Source organism: Ruegeria sp. CDSA021, assembly GCF_059612325.1.
In genome coordinates this window covers 217,493-237,384 of sequence record NZ_JBXWQJ010000004.1, presented here as the reverse complement: position 1 = coordinate 237,384, position 19,892 = coordinate 217,493, and the positions used below count along the sequence as shown (strand labels likewise).

14 protein-coding genes are annotated in these 19,892 nt (G+C 56.7%); 9 read left to right on the top strand and 5 right to left on the bottom strand.

Annotated features, from left to right (window positions below; genetic code table 11):
- The first annotated feature begins 469 nt into the window (after positions 1–469).
- A complete protein-coding gene (locus tag AC2FLD_RS07305) occupies positions 470–2,296 on the top strand; it encodes a BCCT family transporter (RefSeq protein WP_496668236.1) in 1,827 nt (608 codons plus the stop codon).
- Positions 2,297–2,437: 141 nt separating this feature from the next.
- Here the strand turns inward: AC2FLD_RS07305 and AC2FLD_RS07300 are convergent, their stop codons facing one another.
- From AC2FLD_RS07300 to AC2FLD_RS07285, 4 genes are all read right to left on the bottom strand, one after another.
- Entirely contained in the window at positions 2,438–3,229 is a 792-nt protein-coding gene (locus AC2FLD_RS07300) for an FAD binding domain-containing protein (protein ID WP_496668234.1), read from the bottom strand.
- A 94-nt stretch (positions 3,230–3,323) separates the two neighbouring features.
- The gene (locus tag AC2FLD_RS07295; protein ID WP_496668232.1) at positions 3,324–5,684 is read right to left on the bottom strand and encodes a xanthine dehydrogenase family protein molybdopterin-binding subunit; all 2,361 of its coding nucleotides are present in this window, start codon (positions 5,682–5,684) and stop codon (positions 3,324–3,326) included.
- Between the two features lie 51 nt (positions 5,685–5,735).
- Positions 5,736–6,218 carry a (2Fe-2S)-binding protein gene (locus AC2FLD_RS07290; protein ID WP_496668230.1) on the bottom strand — a complete coding sequence of 161 codons (483 nt, stop codon included), beginning with the start codon at positions 6,216–6,218 and terminating at the stop codon, positions 5,736–5,738.
- Positions 6,219–6,245: 27 nt separating this feature from the next.
- Positions 6,246–6,770, bottom strand: coding sequence for an SRPBCC family protein (locus AC2FLD_RS07285; RefSeq protein ID WP_496668228.1), 525 nt, complete (start codon positions 6,768–6,770; stop codon positions 6,246–6,248).
- Between the two features lie 231 nt (positions 6,771–7,001).
- On the opposite strand from AC2FLD_RS07285, the gene AC2FLD_RS07280 reads away from it, so the two are divergent.
- Genes AC2FLD_RS07280 through AC2FLD_RS07270 form a run of 3 tightly spaced genes read left to right on the top strand, consistent with a single transcriptional unit; the run spans position 7,002 to position 11,118 of the window.
- On the top strand, positions 7,002–7,685 hold the full coding sequence (locus AC2FLD_RS07280; protein WP_496668226.1) for a response regulator: 684 nt from the start codon (positions 7,002–7,004) through the stop codon (positions 7,683–7,685).
- Positions 7,686–7,731: 46 nt separating this feature from the next.
- On the top strand, positions 7,732–8,901 hold the full coding sequence (locus tag AC2FLD_RS07275) for an FIST N-terminal domain-containing protein (protein WP_496668224.1): 1,170 nt from the start codon (positions 7,732–7,734) through the stop codon (positions 8,899–8,901).
- Positions 8,902–8,904: 3 nt separating this feature from the next.
- Positions 8,905–11,118: a hybrid sensor histidine kinase/response regulator gene (locus tag AC2FLD_RS07270; RefSeq protein WP_496668222.1), complete on the top strand. Its 2,214-nt coding sequence runs from the start codon at positions 8,905–8,907 to the stop codon at positions 11,116–11,118.
- 36 nt (positions 11,119–11,154) lie between these two features.
- Here the strand turns inward: AC2FLD_RS07270 and AC2FLD_RS07265 are convergent, their stop codons facing one another.
- On the bottom strand, positions 11,155–12,099 hold the full coding sequence (locus tag AC2FLD_RS07265) for a LysR family transcriptional regulator (protein ID WP_496668220.1): 945 nt from the start codon (positions 12,097–12,099) through the stop codon (positions 11,155–11,157).
- 129 nt (positions 12,100–12,228) lie between these two features.
- Between AC2FLD_RS07265 and AC2FLD_RS07260 the strand changes: the two genes are divergently transcribed.
- The 5 genes from AC2FLD_RS07260 to AC2FLD_RS07240 all read left to right on the top strand — a co-directional run bounded on the left by AC2FLD_RS07260 (position 12,229) and on the right by AC2FLD_RS07240 (position 19,867).
- Positions 12,229–13,236, top strand: coding sequence for a TAXI family TRAP transporter solute-binding subunit (locus tag AC2FLD_RS07260; protein WP_050603772.1), 1,008 nt, complete (start codon positions 12,229–12,231; stop codon positions 13,234–13,236).
- A gap of 83 nt (positions 13,237–13,319) precedes the next feature.
- The gene (locus AC2FLD_RS07255; protein ID WP_496668218.1) at positions 13,320–15,533 is read left to right on the top strand and encodes a TRAP transporter permease; all 2,214 of its coding nucleotides are present in this window, start codon (positions 13,320–13,322) and stop codon (positions 15,531–15,533) included.
- Between the two features lies 1 nt (position 15,534).
- Positions 15,535–16,773 carry an NAD(P)/FAD-dependent oxidoreductase gene (locus AC2FLD_RS07250; protein WP_496668216.1) on the top strand — a complete coding sequence of 413 codons (1,239 nt, stop codon included), beginning with the start codon at positions 15,535–15,537 and terminating at the stop codon, positions 16,771–16,773.
- A gap of 39 nt (positions 16,774–16,812) precedes the next feature.
- Positions 16,813–17,553, top strand: coding sequence for an aspartate/glutamate racemase family protein (locus AC2FLD_RS07245; RefSeq protein WP_050603775.1), 741 nt, complete (start codon positions 16,813–16,815; stop codon positions 17,551–17,553).
- A 136-nt stretch (positions 17,554–17,689) separates the two neighbouring features.
- On the top strand, positions 17,690–19,867 hold the full coding sequence (locus AC2FLD_RS07240; protein WP_496668214.1) for a Tex family protein: 2,178 nt from the start codon (positions 17,690–17,692) through the stop codon (positions 19,865–19,867).
- Positions 19,868–19,892: the final 25 nt, after the last annotated feature.

Below are 19,892 nucleotides of genomic sequence, written 5' to 3'. Positions count from 1 at the left end.
GGGATCTGTCGGTGTTGTGCCTTGTTCGGAATCGTTGCTGAATCGCAAGTTCCGCACTGTTTTTTGGCTTCGGGCGGGTGATCTCTGCCGCAAACAAACAGTTCCCTGAATATGTTGGTCGCTTCGCGTAAGAGAATGGTCGGTTTCTCAGGTGAATACTCCTCACCTCTGAAGTAGGTTTCCGCAAATTGAGATGAGCGCTCATATCTTGCGATGTTGCGATCGGGTTAAACACCTTTTCGTTCTACCTCCAGGATGCAGCAGAATCTGCAAGCGGTGCAAAACCGGGAGGAAATCAGCGGTTGGCCACGCAAAAAGCGGGACGTCATAGGGCCTCCAAAGACCAGGCTGTCAACGTCCCACACGTGTTCTGGCGCATAAAGCAGAGTATTGCGCCGTGAAACAGGGAGGGCTGACAGCACCAGTTTCGAAGAACGAAATCCGACATATGCAAGGAGGAGCACGCAACATGTCGATACCCGAACCCTTTACGGATGTTGAGATACAAACGGCGGATGCTGGTTTCTATGAGAACTATAGCGTCCCCATCGCCCTATTCAGCAAGGCCATCATGGTTGGTTTGGTTTTGTGGGCACTTGTTTTCCCTGCAAATGCAAACAGCACGCTGGGCAGCCTGAACGGCAAGTTGCTTGAAATCTTTAATAGTTTTTACGTCATAATCGTCGGCGTGTTTTTCTTTTTCCTGGCCATCGTTGCGATCATCCCCTCGACGGGACGTCGGATCATGGGAACACCCGGTGAAAAGCCTGAGTTCTCGAATTTCTCGTGGTTCTCCATGATGTTTGGTGCCGGTTTGGGCGTGGGCTTGATGGTCTTCGCCACAGCAGAACCGCTGGGCCTCTGGGGATCGAACCCTGAGGTTGTGTCTGGCGCAGTTGAAGGCAACACGCCCGAGGCCCTGCAATCGGCTTATCGCTTCACATATTTGCACTATGGGTTCCATGCTTGGGCGATCTATGTGGTGACCGGTCTGTCGCTGGCCTACTACGCTTACACCCGCGACATGCCTTTGACGATCCGCTCGGCGCTGACACCTCTATTTGGTCGTTTCGTCAACGGCTTTTTCGGCCATGTGGTCGACGTTCTGGGCGTTGTTGCAACGATTCTTGGCGTGTCCGTCACTATCGGCTATGGCGTCAGCCAGTTTATCGACGGCCTCTATGCCATCACTGGTATGGGCTGGATCATGGACTTGAGCGCAGAGGTTCCGACCCCCAGCAAGGTGGGTCTGATCTCGGGTCTGGTTGCGATCATGGCGCTCTCCATTCTTTCGGCTGTGTCAGGTGTTGGGCGCGGCGTTAAGTACCTGTCGAACCTGAACCTTGTCTTGTCGGTTATCCTGCTGGGCACATTCATCGTTTTCGGCTCGTTTGTATTTGCCATGACTACCTACGGCACGGCGATGTTCGATTATATCCTTCACTTCCTGTCGCTCAGCTTTAACGCCTATGGCCCGCTGTCGGCAGAAGCATTTGCGGCAGCCTTGCCTGCTGAGGCTCAGGCTCATGCCGATGACCTGGTTGCGGGTGCAACCAACGCATGGGGCAGCTTTGACGGCTTCAAGGGCGGTTTGGAAGGCGCTGCGGCAGAGTTGGACGAAGCGACCCTGGCTGCAGCCTACGCGGCAGGTGAGCAAGGCCGTCAGTTCGGCTGGCAGGCAGGTTGGACCACGTTCTACTGGGCCTGGTGGATCGCGTTCTCGCCCTTCGTGGGCTTGTTCCTGGCGCGAATCTCCAAAGGCCGTTCGGTGCGCGAGTTCATCTTGGGCTGCGTCTTTGCCCCTGCTTTGGTCTGTTTTGCTTGGATGACTGTTCTGGGCGGCACGGCAATTGACCTGGAACTGGCCGGGGCTGCCGAGGGTGCGATCATTGGCGCATCGAACACCAACAAACTGTTCGTGACGCTGTCCTACATGATCGACGGAGGTCTGCTGTCCATGCTGAACGTGATGTGCGTGATCCTGATCCTGACCTTTCTGGTCACATCGGCGGACTCGGGCATTCTGGTGATGAACACCATCATGTCGGGTGGCAGCCAGGAAACTGGCATCAAGCACCGCATTATTTGGGGTGTGATACTGACGGCTGTGATCGGCGCGCTTATCCTGGCGGCGGGCGAAAACAACCCGATGGATGCGTTGCGCAATGCGATGATTATCGGCGCGCTGCCGTTCACTATGGTGATGGGTCTGATGTGCCTTGCACTGGCCAAGGCCCTGTTCCGTGACAGCCAGCGTGACAAACACGGGTCAATAAGCACTCAGGCTGCAGAATAGGTAAATGCCTTCCGAAGAACTGGTCAGGCCGCCCATCACGGGCGGCCTGACTTTTTCGGGCGCTAAAAAGGCCACAATTTCACTGTCCAGAACGAAAAAAGCCCCGGCTTTAACCGAGGCTTTCCGGGCTTTGGAAAATCCTTACATGCAGGCTTCAACGGCACGTTTTGTCATGACCGAAACAAGGTGCGCGCGATACGCTTTGCTGCCATGCAAATCGGCGATCATGTTGGCCGGGTTGATCCGAAGATCCATCAAGGCATCTGGGCGGAATTCCTTGTTCAGGGCTTCTTCGGCCTCGGACCAACGGAAGACACCATCTTCACTTGCACCCGTTACAGTCACGCGTACGCCATCCGCGAAACGGGCAAGGTAAACACCGACTAGCGCAAAACGCGATGCGGGTTGCAGGAACTTTTGATAGCTCGCTGCCTGCGGCACCGGGAAACGGATCGACGTGATGATTTCACCTTCCTCAAGCGCGGTGGTGAACATGCCCTCAAAGAATGCATCCGCCGCAATCTGCCGCGTATTGGTCACAATGGTTGCCGCGGAGCCCAGAACGCCTGCCGGATAACAAGCGGCTGGATCATTGTTGGCCACAGAGCCACCGATGGTGCCACGGTTGCGCACCGCCGGATCACCGATCTGTCCGGCAAGCGCCGCCAAGGCTGGATACGTTGCCGCGGCCTCACGCGCAACGGTGGCGTGCGTCGTTGCCCCACCGATCGAGAGGGACCCGTCATCCTCAACGCAGACGCCCTGCATCTCAGCAATCCCGCTCATCGACACCAGCTTGGACGGTGCGGCAAGACGCTGCTTCAGTGTCGGGATCAAGGTCTGCCCGCCCCCCAAAGCCTGCGCGTCCTCAGCCCCCAATGCAGCAACTGCATCGGCGATGGTCGAGGGTTTTTCAAAATCGAAACTGTACATTTCGTCTTCCTTTCCGAAAGGCGCGGATCCGCCCTTCATCTGGCTATAAATATCTCAGGGAGAGCGAGGGGCTGGCCCCTCGCACCCCAACACCTCAGCTGTTCATCGCCGCCCAGACGCGCGACGGGCTTACAGGCATGTCAATGTGATCCACCGCTTTGCCGCCTGAATTCAGTGCGTCGAGAACCGCATTGACCACCGCAGGCGGTGAACCAATCGCTCCGGCCTCGCCACAGCCTTTCACCCCCAGCGGATTGTGTGTACAAGGCGTCTGGCTGGAATGATCGACACCGTAAAACGGCACATCATCTGCGCGCGGCATCGCATAGTCCATGTACGAGGCGCTGAGCAGTTGGCCGTTCTCATCATAGGCGCAGTTCTCAAGCAGGGCCTGACCGATACCCTGGCCAATACCCCCATGCACCTGACCGTCAACAATCATGGGGTTGATGATATTGCCGAAGTCATCCGCGGCGGTGAACTTCTCGATGCTGACCTGACCGGTGTCCGGATCGACCTCGACCTCACAGGCGTAGGCGCCAGCCGGGAAGGTGAAGTTGGCCGGGTCATAGAACGCGGTCTCTTCCAGCCCCGGCTCCACTTCCAACGGATAGTTGTGCGGCACGTAGGCCGTCAGGGTTACATCGCCCCAAGCCACCGATTTGTCGGTACCTGCTACGCTGAATTGTCCGTCTTTCAGCTCGATGTCCGCCTCGGACGCCTCTAACAGGTGCGCGGCGATCTTTTTGGCTTTCTCGATCACCTTCTCGGTCGCCTTGACCATGGCCGAGCCACAGACTGCAAGACTTCGCGAACCATAGGTGCCCATGCCAAAGGGGATTTTCGAGGTGTCCCCATGCACAATCTCGATCATCGACTCGTCAATGCCGATCATGTCGGCCACAACCTGCGGGAAGGCGGTCTCATGCCCTTGTCCATGGCTGTGCGCGCCGACCATGACGCTGATTGAACCAGTTGCGTTCACGCGAACAGTGGCTGCATCATAAAGACCCGCCCGGGCCCCAAGCATCCCAACAATGTTGGAAGGCGCAATGCCACACGCTTCGATGTAGCAGTTGATGCCCAAGCCCCGCAGCTTGCCGTTGGCCTCGCTTTCCGCTTTCCGCGCGGCAAAGCCTGCCAGATCGGCGGCGGCCTCAAGCTTGTCCATCGTACCGTTGTAATCCCCGGTGTCATAGGTCAGCGCCACCGGTGTGTCATAGGGGAACTGAGTGACAAAGTTCTGACGGCGCAGTGCAATTGGATCGAGGCCCAACTCTCGCGCGGCCTTATCCACCACACGCTCAAGTTGGAAGGTCGCCTCGGGGCGGCCAGCACCGCGATAGGCATCCACTGGCACGGTATTGGTGAACATCGCCTTTACATTCACCTGAATGACCGGGGTCTTGTAGTTGCCCGCCATCAACGTCCCATGCAGCCAGGTTGGCACCGAGCTGGAGAAGGTCGACAGATACGCACCCAGATTGGCGTAGGTGTTGGTCCTCAGACCGATGAAGTTGTTATCCGCATCCAGCGCCAGTTCGATCTTGCTGACATGGTCACGGCCATGCGCATCAGACATGAACGCCTCGGACCGGCTGGAGGTCCACTTGACCGGACGGCCGCAAGCCTTCGCGGCGAAAGTGCAGAACGCCTCTTCCGCATAGTGGAAGATTTTGGTGCCAAATCCACCGCCCACATCCGGGGCCACAACGCGAACCTTGTGTTCGGGCAGGCCCAGAACAAAAGCGCACATCAGCAGACGGATCACATGCGGGTTTTGCGACGTGGTGAAGAGCGTATACTCATCTGTGCCGCGCTTGTATTCACCAACGGCGACGCGGGGTTCCATCGGGTTTGCGACCAGACGGTTGTTGACCAGATCCAGTGTCGTCACATGCGCGGCATTGGCAAAGACCTCATCGACCTTGGCGTCGTCAGTCTCGCCCAACTGCCAGTCATAGCAGATGTTGTTTTTCAGATCGTCATGGACAAGCGTCGCTCCGTCCTGCGCGGCGGCTTTCATGTCGATCACGGCGGGCAGTTCTTCGATGTCCAGATCGATAGCTTCGGCCGCGTCACGCGCCTGCTCAAGGCTGTCGGCCACAATCGCGGCAATCGGGTCACCTACGTGGCGGACTTTGCCCTGCGCCAGAATGGGATGCGGCGGTTCCTGCATGGGCGCGCCGTGCTTGTCGGTCACTTCCCAACCGCAGGGCATCCCACCCACGCCTTCAAAATCCTTGCCGGTGAATACCTTGACCACACCGGGCATGGCTTCGGCGGCTGAGGTGTCTACTGATTTGATCCGTCCATGCGCAATGTCGGATCGAAGGAAATGCACATAGGCCTGGCCATGTACGTTTATGTCGTCGGTGTAATTACCTGCTCCGGTCAGAAAGCGTACGTCCTCACGCCGCTTGGAACTGGCTCCGATGCCACTGTCTTTGGGCATTGCTTGTTCTCCTCCCTGGAAAAGAATTTTCGTCGAAAACTCTTGTCCGCCTCACTCGGCGGCGATGCTGGAAACGTCCTGGCCGGATGCAGCCATGATCGCTTTGACGATGTTGTGGTAGCCGGTGCAGCGGCACAGATTACCTTCCAGATATTTCCGGATTTCGGCCTCGGTCGGGCGCGGGTTCTCTTTCAGCAGCGCAGCTGCGCTCATCACCATCCCCGGAGTGCAGAACCCGCACTGAAGGCCGTGATGATCCTGAAACGCCTGCTGGATCGCGTTTAACGACCCATCTGCATTCGCCTGACCTTCGATTGTGCCCACGTCGGCCCCGTCGGCTTCAGCCGCCAACATGTTGCAAGACTTCACCGCCTCACCATTTACATGCACCACGCAGGCACCGCATTGCGCGGTGTCACAACCGACATGGGTGCCGGTCAACGACAGGTGTTCGCGCAGAAATCCGGACAGCAAAGTCCGGCCTTCGACGTCTCCGCTTACGGCTTTGCCGTTAACGGTCATGGTAATCTTCATGAATTTTCCTCCCTGAATTCATATGGTTCAATCGCCCAATACGCGCTTGAACCAACCTTTCTTTTCTTCTGTGCCCTCACCCTCATCCGAATTTTCCGCCTCGGGCGCAGGTTGAGGTTCGACCGCGTTCTGAAAATTCTCAAAAAACTGGTCAGCCAGTTTTCTGGCGACGCCGTCGATGACCCGCCCTCCCAGTTGCGCCAGCTTTCCACCGACGCGCGCGTCGACGTTATAGGTCAGCAGCGTGCCTTCGGGGGCGTCTGCCAAACTGACATCTGCAGACCCTTTGGCGAACCCTGCCGCTCCGCCCTTACCTTCACCCGAGAGCTTCACTCTTTCAAGCGCCACGAGATCGGAAAGGGTGACGACCCCTTTGAAGGTTGCTTTGACGGGTCCAACTTTCTGCACAACCGTCGCCTCGAACCCGTCTTCAACCGAGCCGGTCATTTCCTGACATCCCGGCACACAATCCTTCAGAACTTCTGCCGACAAAAGCGCGTCCCAAACCTTGGATCTTGGCGCGGCAATGACGCGGCTGTCGCTGAGTTCCATTTCACGTCTCCAAAATATTTTTCGTTACGCTACGCGGTGTTGGCCGCCCTGCCTATAAGACCTTGGGTGTAGTTGTCGCCCCGCGTAAACCCAATTTCGTCCACTCTGCCGTTCCATTGCGCCGCAGGCAATCAATTTGTCGCCTACGACTTTCGCCCAGTAGGGGCTGTTTTCATTGAGTGCTAGGATTGGTTAGGCTGGAGCCAACTCGATTTCAAAAGGCGATACCAAATGCTTGCCGATTCCTCCCGACGGACCAATTTCAAGAATGTTCTGATTGTGGACGATCACCCTTTGTTTTGCGACGCATTGTCGATGACTTTGCAAACAGTCGCCCAGATCGGTGAAATCCACACCGCAGATCGCATGGAAGGCGCAATGGATTTGTTGGCCAACGGGCTGAAACCGGATGCCGTGATGCTGGACTTGAACTTGCCTGATGTTGACGGGTTGGATGGGCTTGTACGCTTGAAGGCCGCTGCAAATGCACCGGTAATCGTGGTGTCATCCCTGACGGACAGTCGCGTTGTCAGCCAAGTGATTCAGGCAGGGGCTTCGGGCTACGTACCCAAACATAGCCAGCGCGACATTTACCGCTCGGCTATCGAGGCAGTGCAATCCGGTGACATTTTTGTGCCCGAAGGCTGTGTATTGATCGAGGCAGAAAACGACGATGAACACAGTGACGCGATCAACCGTCTGGCGACGCTCACAAATCAGCAGTCGCGCATTCTGCAACTGATCTGCGAAGGCAAACTGAACAAACAGATCGCTTTTGACCTGTCGATTGCAGAAACCACGGTAAAGGCGCACGTAACTGCAATCATGCGGAAACTGGGGGTGCAAAGCCGCACGCAGGCGGTTTTGATCGCCAAGAAAGCGTCCTTTGCCAGCGTCTTGCAAGACCAAGGCTAAGCGGCATAGTCTCACCCCATTGTCGCGCTTTGAGGGAGGAGGCCCGATGGACCAAGCAGTCGGGTGGGCAGAGGCCCGGGCCCGCACGCCAGGCATCGTCAAAACGGCTTTTGTTCAATACGACAGCGCGCAGGCTGTGGGCACGCTCAAGCACAACCTGGGTGACGGGCCATTTGCGCTTGTCATACTTTTCGTTAGTCCAAACGCGGATGCATCGGACGTCATTGCCGAAGCCCAAGAGGTTTTCGATCCAACACCAGTTGTTGGTTGCACCACCGCCGGAGAGTTAGCGGATGATGGCTATTGCGAGGGTAAGATCGTCGCGATCGCCTTGCCGCAAAGCCACTTTGAAACGCGCACGGTTCTGGTCTCTGACCTCAGCGACTTTGATGCGGAAAGCATCATCAATGAAATGATCCATAACCGACATGACATGATGGCAACCGCGCCTGATTGGAGCCATGAATTCACATTTCTGATGATCGATGGGCTGTCGACCAAAGAGGACGCGCTGACTTCTGAACTGGCCGTGGGTTTAGGACCGGTGCCGTTGTTCGGGGGGTCGGCAGGGGATGGGGCTCGGTTCGACAGCACCTATGTGCTGCATGAGGGGCAGGCGCTGCCCAATGCGGCCATTCTGACTCAGGTCCGCACAAGGTGTCCGATCAAAGTGTTCAAGACCGACCATCTTCTTCCGGCCGAACGGCGTATGGTTGTGACCAAGGCGGACCCGGCCAAAAGGATTGTGCAGGAAATCAATGCCGAACCCGCTGCGCGTGAATACGCCCGTATTCTTGGAAAAGATCCCGAACAACTGACGACTTTCACCTTTGCGGCGCATCCTGTGGTCGTGCAAATCGGCGGGAAGCACCACGTCCGTGCAATTCAACAAGTTGCAGGTAACGGGGATTTGGTGTTTTTCTCGGCCATTGACGAAGGTTTGGTTCTGACACTGGCCAAACCACGGGACATGGTCGAGCACCTTCAAGAGGAAATCGGGGTATTATCCGCAAAGCAACAACCTGACACGATTTTGGGTTGCGATTGCATCCTGCGCCGATTGGAAGCGCAAGAAAAGCAGATGACCCGTGAAATTTCGAGCATTCTGGCGCACAATCACGTGGTCGGGTTCTCGACCTATGGCGAACAATACAATTCGATCCATGTGAACCAGACTCTGACAGGCGTTGCGATTTATCCGCCTGAGAAAGAGTAGCCCATGATCGAACATCTCACGGATCCCTCAGATTCCATAGAACGTCAGAACGAGAAGTTACGCAGGATCGCCGAGGCGCTGATGCGGCGGGTTGAAGAATCCACCGATGCGTCAGGGGCCGCTTACGCACAGTTTCAACGGGCCGCTGTCCTTGAGCAGGAAGTGCGGGCGCGGACCGATGATCTGGAACGGGCGCTAGAGCTTCTTAACGATTCCAACGCTCGTTTGGCGCAGGCCAATCAGGAAACCGAGTCTGCGCGGGCCGATCTCGCCAATGCGATCGAAACGGTGCAGGAGGGGTTTGCCCTGTTCAACCGAGACGAAAAGCTGGTGCTTTGCAACACCCGTTTCGGATTGCACATGCCCGATATTCGAGAACGGCTGAACCCGGGCTTGGGATTTGCCGAATATGTCGAGTTGCTGAGCCAATCCTCATTCCTGTCATTGCCCGAAGAAGTAACACCGAAGGAGTGGGCCAAAGCTCGTCTTGATCGACATAGTGACGACCATGTTGTGTTCAACGTCCGGCTTGCGGGCAATCGCTGGGCGCAAGTGTCAGAACATCGCACGCCGGATGGCGGGACGGTTATCCTGCAAACGGACGTGACCGACATCATGCGGATCGAACGGCAGGAGAGGGACCGGATTCTGGACGACAAGGCGAGGCTCATCCGCGCCACGCTTGAGCATATCGATCAAGGCGTCTGCATATTCGACAATAAACACCGCCTTATCGGTTGGAACAATCGGGCCAGCGAATTGCTGGCGATTCCGATCACCCAGTTTCAGATGGGAACTCGCTTTGACACACTGTCTAACCGGCTCAGCGCAAACATAAGTTTTCAGGAAGGGATCACTGAAGAAGACTTGTTGAACTGGGTACGTCGCAAAGCGTCGCGCCGCCCTTTGCAGTTTCAGATGCACAGAGGGCGATCCAAGATCCTGTCGGTCTTTGCACAACAAATGCCGGACCGAGGTTTTGTGATCTCATTCACCGATGTCACAGCGGAACGCAAATCTGCTGAAGCTTTGTATGAAGCGAAAGAGTTGCTGGAACAGCGGGTGGCGTCGCGCACGGTGGAACTTGCCGATGCGTTGAACGAGGCTGAGCGTGCCAACGCCTCAAAATCGCGTTTTGTGGCTGCTGCTAGTCACGATCTGTTGCAGCCCTTGTCTGCGGCAAAACTTTATGTCGCGTCATTGGGCGGCGGGTTGAACAAGGAAGACGCTCAGACCGTTGCCGCAAAAGCGGAAAGCGCGCTGAACAGTGTTGAGCATATTCTCGAAGCATTACTGGATATCTCGAAGCTGGATTCAGGGCGGGCCCGGGTGCATTTGTCTCCTGTTCCATTGGGTCAGTTGTTTTCTCAGATGGAGGACGCGTTTCGCCCGGTCGCGCAGGCAAAAGGGCTGGACTTGCGCTTTGTTGTCTCGGACGTCGCGGTTACAAGTGATGCCAGCTATCTAAGGCGTATCTTACAGAATCTATTATCGAACGCGATCCGTTACACCGATGCTGGGAAGGTTCTGGTTGGTGTCAGGCGGCGCAAGAAATCTGTCTCGCTTGAGGTGTGGGACACCGGTATCGGAATCGCGCCGGACCAGCGGGACACTGTGTTTCAGGAGTTCCAGCGTTTGCATTCAGATGCCAGCGCTGCTGAAGGCATGGGGTTGGGCCTTGCGATTGTCGAAAGGGCTTGCGGATTGTTGCATCACCCGATCCATCTGCGGTCTGAATTGGGGAAGGGCACAGGGTTTTCGGTCGAGATCCCATTGGCAAAAACAAAGCCTGTGGCCCCACATGACGTTTCCTTGCGTCAAACGTCCAACCCCAAACTGCCATGCAGCACCGTCGCCCTGCTGATCGAAAACGATGAGAACCTGCGCAGCGCCTTGAGCATGACCATCGAGTCCTGGGGCGTTGAAGTGCTGGAAGCAGACAGTGGAGACGGCGCGAGTCGCCTGTTGCAAGAAATTGGTATCCTCCCAGACATTATTGTCGCGGATTACCAGTTGAACCATGATGAAACGGGGATCGAAGCCATAGTCGCCTTGACCCAAGAATTTGGAGCTTTGCCGGGGTGTATCATTTCCGCCAATCGATCTCCGGAACTGGTGGAAAACTGCAGGCAAGCTGATCTGCCGCTGCTTTACAAACCCATTGACGCGCAATTGTTGAGGACAACCCTGGAAGTGTCCGTTGCGAAAAGCATATGAGCGCCGAAGGCTTCTGTCAGCTGGGCTTTGTTTGGATTAGACAACTTCGGTTCGGGGATTGGCTCCGGTCTGGTTCAACATCGACAAGACTTCGGCCTTCCATCCTGCTTTGATTTTAATTGCCAATTGGGAAGGGGGGCGGTGATCCGGTGACAGGATCGCATACTCATATCTCAGCGGTTCCTTGAGCGGCAGAAACTGAACCCGGCCGTTTGACATGTTCAACTCACGTTCAGTGGCGACGGTCAGCGGGTCGACAATCGTGCAGCATTGGCCCGAACCAACAAAGGGAAGCAGGGGCAGAAAGTACTGACAGGTCACGTTGGGAGTGTAAGTTGCGGAAGCTAACTGAAACGCTTGGCGCACTTTTTTCTGGAAAGGATGCGTCGCATGCAGCCCTCCCATGGGAACTCCGTCCAAATCCGAAATCGCAATGGCCTGTTTACGTGCCAGGGGATTGTCCCGATCCATCGCGCAGAAACAATCGCCGCTGATGACTTCGGCGGAAAACTGGGGCTTCTTGCCAGCCGGATACTCAAAATCCGCAAACCCGAAGTCAATATTCTGTGTCGCTGCCAGTTCCATGATCTGCGGTGAACTGCGTGTCGATAGAGTGATGCGAATGTCAGGGTTTCCGCCCACTGAGCGACTGATGAAATTCGGAAATGCGATGGTCGACGGGCCTGGCATGGCAGCAATATTCAAACTGCCGGAATGCCCTTCGAGAAGCCCGTGCATCGTGCTTGCAATAGAGGATAATCGATCAAGCACACCAGCAGTTTCAGTCAGCAGGTAGTGCGCTTCGGGCACAGGGATCAGGCGCCGTCCTTTGCGTTCGAAAAGGGTCAGACCCAGACTACGTTCCAGATTCTTGATCGCAAGGCTGATGGCCGGTTGTGTCCGGTTCAGTTTCTTGGCGGTTTGAGAGATAGAGCCTGTCTCCATCACCTCACGAAACACGGTTAATTGAATAAGGTTCATAGTCCATTCATAAGCTAAACTTTAGTTTTATTAAATATAACAAATTTGTATTTATGAATTTTCTGCCTAGGCTGATCTGATCAGAATTCGGACGCACCGAATCCATAGATCTAAAACTGGGAGCTTAGAATGAAACTTATGAAATGCCTGACGGGTTTGGCGTTGGCGGGGGCGCTGGCCGCACCTGCACTTGCACAGGACCCGACCTTTTTTCGCATCGGCACCGGCGGCGCAGGTGGTACGTATTTCCCGATCGGCGGCACCATTGCCAACGGGATTTCGGCCCCTCCGGGCTCGCGTCCCTGCGAAGAAGGCGGCCAGTGTGGTGTGCCGGGCCTGATCGCGATTGCACAATCGACGACGGCTTCGGTCTTCAACAACGCCGCCGTGCAGAACGGTGAGCTTGAAGCCGGTCTGGCTGCGGCGGACGTCACGCGCTCGATGTATCTGGGCGAAGGCAAGTTCGAAGGTAAGCCACACCCCAAGCTGCGCATCGTTGCAAACCTGTTCCCCGAGGACCTGCATCTGGTTCTGCCAGCGGGCCAGACGATTGGTAGCCTTGGTGATCTGGAAGGCAAGCGCGTCGGTATCGCGCAGGCCGGATCGGGCACACAGGTGGCCGTGCTGCAGATGCTGGATGCCTGGGGCGTCAACCGTGACAACATGGACGAAGCCGAGTTGAACAACAGCCAAAGCGCCGAACGTCTGGCCGACGGTCAGCTGGATGCTTATTTCTATGCCGCAGGTTGGCCGGTTGCTGCGATGGTGCAGCTATCCTCGACCAAAGGCATGAACCTGCATTCCTTCAGCGACGAAGACCTGGCCAAGATCAACGAGATCATCCCGGCTTATATTCCGTCGGAGATCCCGGGTGGTGTCTATGAAGGCATCGACGCGCCGACCAAAACGCCCGCTGTCAGCGCGATGCTGGTGGTTTCCGCGGACCTGTCCGAAGATCTGGTCTATCAGTTGACCAAGGCCATGTGGAACGACAACACCCGCAAACTGCTGGACAATGGCCATGCCAAAGGCAAGCAGATCACCCCTGATACCGCGCTGAACGGTGTTGAAGCACTGGGTGTTCCGCTGCATCCGGGTGCCGAGAAGTTCTACAAAGAAGCAGGCTTGCTGCAATAGTCGAAACCGCAACTTAGCGTTTCTTCCGGTGCCCCGATTTTGGGGCACCGAATTCTTAAGGTACGCGCAATCGGGGGGCCATCATGTCCGAAACCCAGAAACTTGATGACCATGAGCTGACGGCCGAGGAATTGGCGGCCATCGAAGAACAGTTCGACGAAGGCGCTGCTGTTCGGGAAGTCACACCGACAGCCGGTAAGGTGCTGCGCGTTGTTGCCCTGATCTTTGCGTTCTACGAGTTTTTTACCGCCGGATTTGGCCTGCCTGCCGACCATTGGCATATGGGCATCTATTTGGCCCTTCTGTTCATTCTGGTCTACGCGACCATCCCTATTGTTGGATCGAAAAGCCTCTATGCGCTCAAGGTCAGCCGGTTCCGCATCGGTAACATTCCCGTCTACGACCTGGTGTTCATGGCGCTTGGTATTGTCGCCGCGCTGTATGTAGGGTTCGCTTGGCGCGGCCTTCCGTTTCTGGGGATCGAGGAGCAGACGTTCCGCATGGGCAACCCGAACACCTATGATGTGTTCCTGGGTGTTGTTATCATCCTTTTGGTTTTGGACATTGCCCGCCGCACGCTGGGTTGGGTACTGCCGCTGATCATCTGCGTTTTTATCTCTTACGCCCTGTTTGGGCCATATTTCCCAGGGCTGTTGCAGCACCCGGGCGTGAACTTCAAAACTTTCGTGTCGTCGATGTATTTCCCGCAGGAGGGCATTTATGGCGTTACCCTCTGGGTCGTTTCGACCATCGTCTTCCACTTTGTACTCTTTGGCGTGATCGCACAGCGCACCGGATTGGGGCAATTGTTCATCGACAATGCAACGATTCTGGCGGGCCGTTATACAGGCGGTCCGGCAAAGGTGTCGGTGGTATCCTCGGCCTTCTTCGGCACGATCTCGGGTTCTTCGGTGGCCAACACCGTTTCAACCGGCGCGCTGACAATTCCCAACATGAAGCGCCTTGGATACCCCGGCCATTTTGCGGGAGGGGTCGAAGCCGCCTCCTCGGCCGGTGGTCAGATCACTCCTCCGATTATGGGTGCCGCAGCCTTCATCATGGCTGAGTTCCTTGAGGTGCCTTACACTACCATCGTGATTGCGGCGATCTTCCCGGCACTCTTGCACTATGTTGGCGTCTTTGCGGTTGTGCACCTGATGGCGCGCAAGCTGAACCTGAAAGGTCTGACGAAGGAACAGTTGCCGCAGCTCAAAGCTGTCTGGTCCGAAGGTTGGGCCAATATCGTGCCTTTGATCGGTCTGCTGGTGGTGCTGTTTACCGGCTATACGCCGTTCATGTCCGCTTTCTGCGGTATTTCTCTGGCCGTCATCGCGGGCATGTCGCGGATCAAAAAACCGCCGACGTTGGTTTACGCTGCAGCGTTCCTGGCTTTTGTCTTGTGGAAATACTCGAATGGCGGGTTTGACCTGACCATGACGGCGATTCTTTGTGGTCTAACGGTGATTGCGACACTGAATCCGCAAAAACGGATTGAGGTGCCAGAGATGCTGCAGGCAGTAGAGCTGGGCGTGAAATACTCGCTGGCCGTGGGCGCCGCCGCCGCTGCGGTGGGCATCGTGGTTGGCGTGATCAACACGACAGGCATCGGTTTCCGCATCGGCTTCATGGTGACGCAGGGCGCAGGCAACCTCGCGGCTGACCTCTACAACATGATCTCGTTTGGCAGCTTCCAGTTGTTTGCCATGGAAGATCTGCAACTCTTCATCTCGTTGGTCTTCATCGCCATCGTTTGCATCCTGATGGGCGCGGGTATTCCGACCACGGCACTGTACATCATGCTGGTGTCGGTTGCGCAGCCTGCGCTGGCCCAGCTTGGCGTCCCGCCAATCGCCAGCCACCTGTTCGTGCTGTATTATGGTGTGGTGTCCGAGATCACGCCACCGGTCTGTACCTCGGCCTATGCGGCGGCGGCCATCGCTAATTCGAACCCCTTCCGAACCGGGCTGTCCGCCTTTACCCTTGGGCTGGGTAAAGTCATCGCGCCAATGGCCTTTGTCTATGCGCCGGTTTTGTTGTTCGTGTCGTCGACCGGGTTCGATTTCTTGGAATTCACCTATACCGCAGCCAGCTGTATCGCGGGGGTCATCGCACTGTCGGCAGCAGTGGTTGGTTATTGGCTGCAACCGATGAACGTGATTTCGCGCGTCCTGATGTCGATCGCGGGTGTGATCTTTGTCGCGCCGACACTAACGGCGGACCTGATCGCACTGGCTGTGGCGTCACCGGTCATCGTGACCCAGTTGATCGCCCGTAGCCGCACTCAAGCCACGGCCTGACATGTCGGAACAGGTGACAATCATTGGGGCGGGGATCGTCGGCCTTTGTTGCGCGCTCTCCCTGCAGGACCGCGGCATCGCCGTACGGCTGATCGACCGGGGTGAGCCTGGGCAGGAGACCTCATTCGGCAATGCCGGTGTGGTCTCACCCTGGTCGGTGATCCCTCAGGCTGTGCCCGGTATCTGGAAAACGATTCCCAAGATGTTGCTGGACCCTAAAAGTGCTTTGTCTGTCAGGGCATCATTCTGGCCCAGGATGGTGCCTTGGGGCCTGCAGTTTCTGAGAAAGTCAGATGAAAAATCCGTGCGCAACATCTCTGATGCAATGGAACTGCTCTGTCGCCCATCGATAGAGCTCTATCGTAGGCATTTGCAAAACACCGGGCATGAAGACCTGATTGTTGATTCCAACTACATCCATGCGTTTCGCCAATCAGACCAGGCTGATTTGAAAGCACTGGGTTATGCGATCCGGAAGGAAAAAGGCGGGCAACTTGAGCGGATCGACGGGGCAGAACTACGTCGGATGGAACCCGCTTTGTCCAGGGATTTTAAAGCAGCGATTCTGATCAAAGGGCAAGCACGGGTTACCTCACCCGGTCGGCTTGGTTCGGTGCTGGCCGACAAAGCGCACCGGCAGGGTGCTGAATTCGTGCGCACCGAAGTCACCAAGCTGAACCGCCCCGATGATGGCCTATGGCATCTGGTGACACCTGAGGGCCCGCTTCACGCCGATACGGTTGTGATGGCGGCGGGTGTCTGGTCAGCCGAGCTGCTAAAGCCTTTGGGCCTGTCGGTGCCTTTGGTCGCGGAACGCGGATACCACGTGCAGTTTCCCACTCCGTCAACGGTCTTGGAAAACTCTGTCATGGATGTGGATGCCAAGGTGGTTGCCAGTTCGATGCAGGACGGCTTGCGCGTGGCAGGGACAGCGGAATTTGCCAACATCGATGCGCCACCCGATCCGAGGAAACAGGCGCTTTTGACAGAACAGGCGCGGGCGATGGTGCCGGATCTTAACACCACGGACACGCAGTTTTGGATGGGCCGCCGCCCATCGTTCCCTGACAGCCTGCCTGCAATTGGTCCGGTTGAAGGCAGCAAAGGTTTGTTCAGCGCTTTTGGCCATTCCCATTACGGGCTGATGATGGCCCCCAAAACCGGAGAGCTTTTGGCTGATATGGTGTCGGGGCAACGCCTGAATATCTCAACGGCCCCATTCGCCTTGTCGCGGTTCTGACCTCAACAAGGCGCAGTTTCGAAAAAGGATCACCATATCATGCCAATTTTCCAAGGCGGACAGAACATTTGCGGGGCCTCAATCGGGGTTTTGTGTCTGGAAAGCTATTTCCCCAAACCTCCGGGTCATATCAAGAACCCTTCGAGCCTGCCATTTCCGGTGCTCTACGAGATGATAGATGGTGTCACAGTTCCGACGCTGCTGAATAACCCGACGCCTGAATTGCTGGATCCATTCATCAAGGGCGCACAACGGCTTGAGGCCGAAGGTGTGCGCGCCATCACGGGCAGTTGCGGGTTTCTTGCGCTGTTTCAGAAAGAGCTGGCAGCGGCTGTGTCGGTGCCGGTATTTGCCTCCAGCCTGATTCAGGTGCCGCTGGCCTATCACATGTCCGGGGCCAGCGCGCCGGTTGGCGTGATCACGGCCGATTCCACCGCGTTGACATCACGCCATTTCGAAGGCGTTGGGGCAGGGGAAATACCTGTTGCCGTGCAGGGATTGGAGCACACCACAGAGTTCGCGGAAGTCATACTGCGCAACACCCGCACTCGCATGAATACCGATGTGATCGAAGCCGAAGTTCTGGACGCAGTACGCAAGCTGAAACGTGATGCGCCGGACATCAGGTCTGTGGTTCTGGAATGCACCGACCTGCCACCCTATGCGTACCGCATTCAGGATGAGTTGAAGCTGCCGGTCTATGATCTGACAACTCTTGCCCAGATGGCACATTCTGTGAGCACACGTGCGCCTTATGGTGGTCTGATGCCCTGGGGTTAAGGCCGTCCTGCACTGGGTTATCCCGCCGTTGACCATGGGGTTCAGCGGGTAGATGCCCAATGATCACGACAAGGGTCTTCCCCTCATTGAAACGGCTGGTTAAGAAACCCTTCCACTGTCGTTTCTGGAGGTTCCTTTGGACCGTATCGCCCGCACCATCGCCACCGAGATCAACGCGCGTTCCGATCAGGTCGGTGCCGCGATCAAACTGTTGGATGATGGGGCAACCGTGCCTTTTGTCGCCCGTTACCGGAAAGAAGCTACCGGCGGTTTGGACGATACCCAGTTGCGCTTGCTGTCCGAGCGGCTGACCTATCTGCGAGAACTTGAGGCGCGGCGCGAAACCATCCTGAACTCGATCCGGGATCAGGGGAAGCTGACCGAAGATCTGAGCAAATCGGTTGCCCGGGCCGAGACTAAGGCGCAACTGGAAGACATCTATCTGCCTTACAAACCAAAGCGGCGCACCAAGGCGATGATTGCACGGGAGAACGGGTTGGAGCCTTTGGCCGATGCCATTCTGGCCGACCGCAATGCAGAACCGGAAACGCTGGCCGGGGCATTTCTGTCCGAGGCGGTGCCGACACAGCGCGATGCGCTAAACGGGGCGCGGGATATCCTGACTGAGCGGTTGACCGAAAACGCGGGTCTGTTGGGGGAACTGCGGGCTTTCATGCAACGCGAGGCGCTGCTGAGTGCCAAGGTCATCGAAGGCAAGGAAAAGGAAGGCGCGAAGTTCAGCGATTACTTCGACCACTCCGAGCTTTGGGCTGATGTTCCTTCGCATCGGGCGTTGGCTATGCTGCGCGCTTCGAAAGAGGGCATTGTCACGCTGGACATTGCTCCGGAACCCGAATTCGGTGCAGCACGTGCCGAAACAATTGTCGCCGCGCATCTGCAAACGCGCGGGAAGGGACCGGCGGATGCGTGGCTGCGCAAAGTTGCGGGCTGGACGTGGCGAGTTAAGCTTTCGCTGTCCATGATGGTCGACCTGATGGGGGATCTGCGCAGCCGTGCGCAGGATGAGGCCATTCAGGTCTTTTCGCGCAACCTCAAGGATCTGCTCTTTGCAGCGCCAGCAGGGGCCAAGACCGCATTGGGTCTTGATCCAGGTATCCGCACTGGTGTGAAGGCGGCTGTTGTTGATGCAACCGGTAAGGTGGTGGCCACCGACACGCTCTATCCATTTCAGCCTAAGAACGACGTGCGCGGGGCGCAGGCGGTACTCCTCAATCTGATCTCGGCCCACCAGATCGAACTGATCGCCATCGGGAACGGAACTGCGAGCCGTGAAACCGAACGGTTGGTTGCAGACACACTGGCCTTGCTGCCAAAGAGCGTGAAGGCGCCGACAAAGGTGGTTGTGTCCGAAGCCGGTGCCTCGGTTTATTCCGCCTCTGAAATGGCGGCACGAGAGTTTCCCGATCTGGATGTTTCGCTGCGCGGGGCAGTATCCATCGCACGGCGTTTGCAGGATCCATTGGCGGAGCTGGTCAAAATCGAACCCAAATCAATTGGCGTCGGACAGTATCAGCACGACGTAGATCAACACCGGCTTTCACAGTCACTTGATTCCGCGATTGAAGATGTCGTGAACGCCGTTGGCGTCGATCTGAATACCGCCTCTGCCCCGTTGCTGTCGCGTGTTTCTGGTCTGGGAGCAGCACAGGCCGAAGCCATTGTTGCCCATCGTGATCTGAATGGGCCGTTCCAGTCACGTAAAAATCTGTTGTCTGTTGCCCGGCTGGGCCAACGTGCATTCGAACAGTGCGCCGGTTTCCTGCGTATCCGGGATGGTGCAGAGCCGCTGGACGCGTCGTCGGTTCACCCCGAAGCATATGACGTCGCCCGGCGCGTTGTGGCGACTTGTGGACGCGATATTCGACGCATCATGGGCCATGACGGGGCGTTAAAAGGGCTGCGGGCCGAACAGTTCGTGACCGACGATTTCGGTCTGCCAACGGTTCGGGATATCTTTGCCGAGTTGGAAAAGCCCGGACGCGATCCACGGCCAAGTTTCGTCACAGCCTCATTTGCGGATGGCATTGAAGAGATCACCGATTTGAAGCCTGGCATGGTTCTGGAAGGCACCGTGACAAACGTAGCAGCGTTCGGGGCATTTGTGGATGTGGGCGTGCATCAGGACGGGCTGGTTCATGTCAGCCAGTTGGCAGACCGCTTTGTCAAAGACCCGCATGAGGTCGTCAAAACCGGGCAGGTTGTGAAAGTCCGCGTTGTCGAGGTGGATGTGCCCCGAAAACGGATCGGCTTGACGATGCGAAAACAGGGCGGCGGCGGAAAGAGGCGCGCCTGATCTGCAATGTGCACAGTTTCCGGGC

Bases quoted from the DNA above. Each gene is read 5' to 3' on its own strand.
- AC2FLD_RS07255 (WP_496668218.1), top strand. From the start codon at position 13,320: ATGTCCGAAACCCAGAAACTTGATGACCATGAGCTGACGGCCGAGGAA.
- AC2FLD_RS07305 (WP_496668236.1), top strand. From the start codon at position 470: ATGTCGATACCCGAACCCTTTACGGATGTTGAGATACAAACGGCGGAT.
- AC2FLD_RS07300 (WP_496668234.1), bottom strand. From the start codon at position 3,229: ATGTACAGTTTCGATTTTGAAAAACCCTCGACCATCGCCGATGCAGTT.
- AC2FLD_RS07285 (WP_496668228.1), bottom strand. From the start codon at position 6,770: ATGGAACTCAGCGACAGCCGCGTCATTGCCGCGCCAAGATCCAAGGTT.
- AC2FLD_RS07245 (WP_050603775.1), top strand. From the start codon at position 16,813: ATGCCAATTTTCCAAGGCGGACAGAACATTTGCGGGGCCTCAATCGGG.
- AC2FLD_RS07265 (WP_496668220.1), bottom strand. From the start codon at position 12,099: ATGAACCTTATTCAATTAACCGTGTTTCGTGAGGTGATGGAGACAGGC.
- AC2FLD_RS07260 (WP_050603772.1), top strand. From the start codon at position 12,229: ATGAAACTTATGAAATGCCTGACGGGTTTGGCGTTGGCGGGGGCGCTG.
- AC2FLD_RS07280 (WP_496668226.1), top strand. From the start codon at position 7,002: ATGCTTGCCGATTCCTCCCGACGGACCAATTTCAAGAATGTTCTGATT.
- AC2FLD_RS07290 (WP_496668230.1), bottom strand. From the start codon at position 6,218: ATGAAGATTACCATGACCGTTAACGGCAAAGCCGTAAGCGGAGACGTC.
- AC2FLD_RS07270 (WP_496668222.1), top strand. From the start codon at position 8,905: ATGATCGAACATCTCACGGATCCCTCAGATTCCATAGAACGTCAGAAC.
- AC2FLD_RS07295 (WP_496668232.1), bottom strand. From the start codon at position 5,684: ATGCCCAAAGACAGTGGCATCGGAGCCAGTTCCAAGCGGCGTGAGGAC.
- AC2FLD_RS07250 (WP_496668216.1), top strand. From the start codon at position 15,535: ATGTCGGAACAGGTGACAATCATTGGGGCGGGGATCGTCGGCCTTTGT.
- AC2FLD_RS07275 (WP_496668224.1), top strand. From the start codon at position 7,732: ATGGACCAAGCAGTCGGGTGGGCAGAGGCCCGGGCCCGCACGCCAGGC.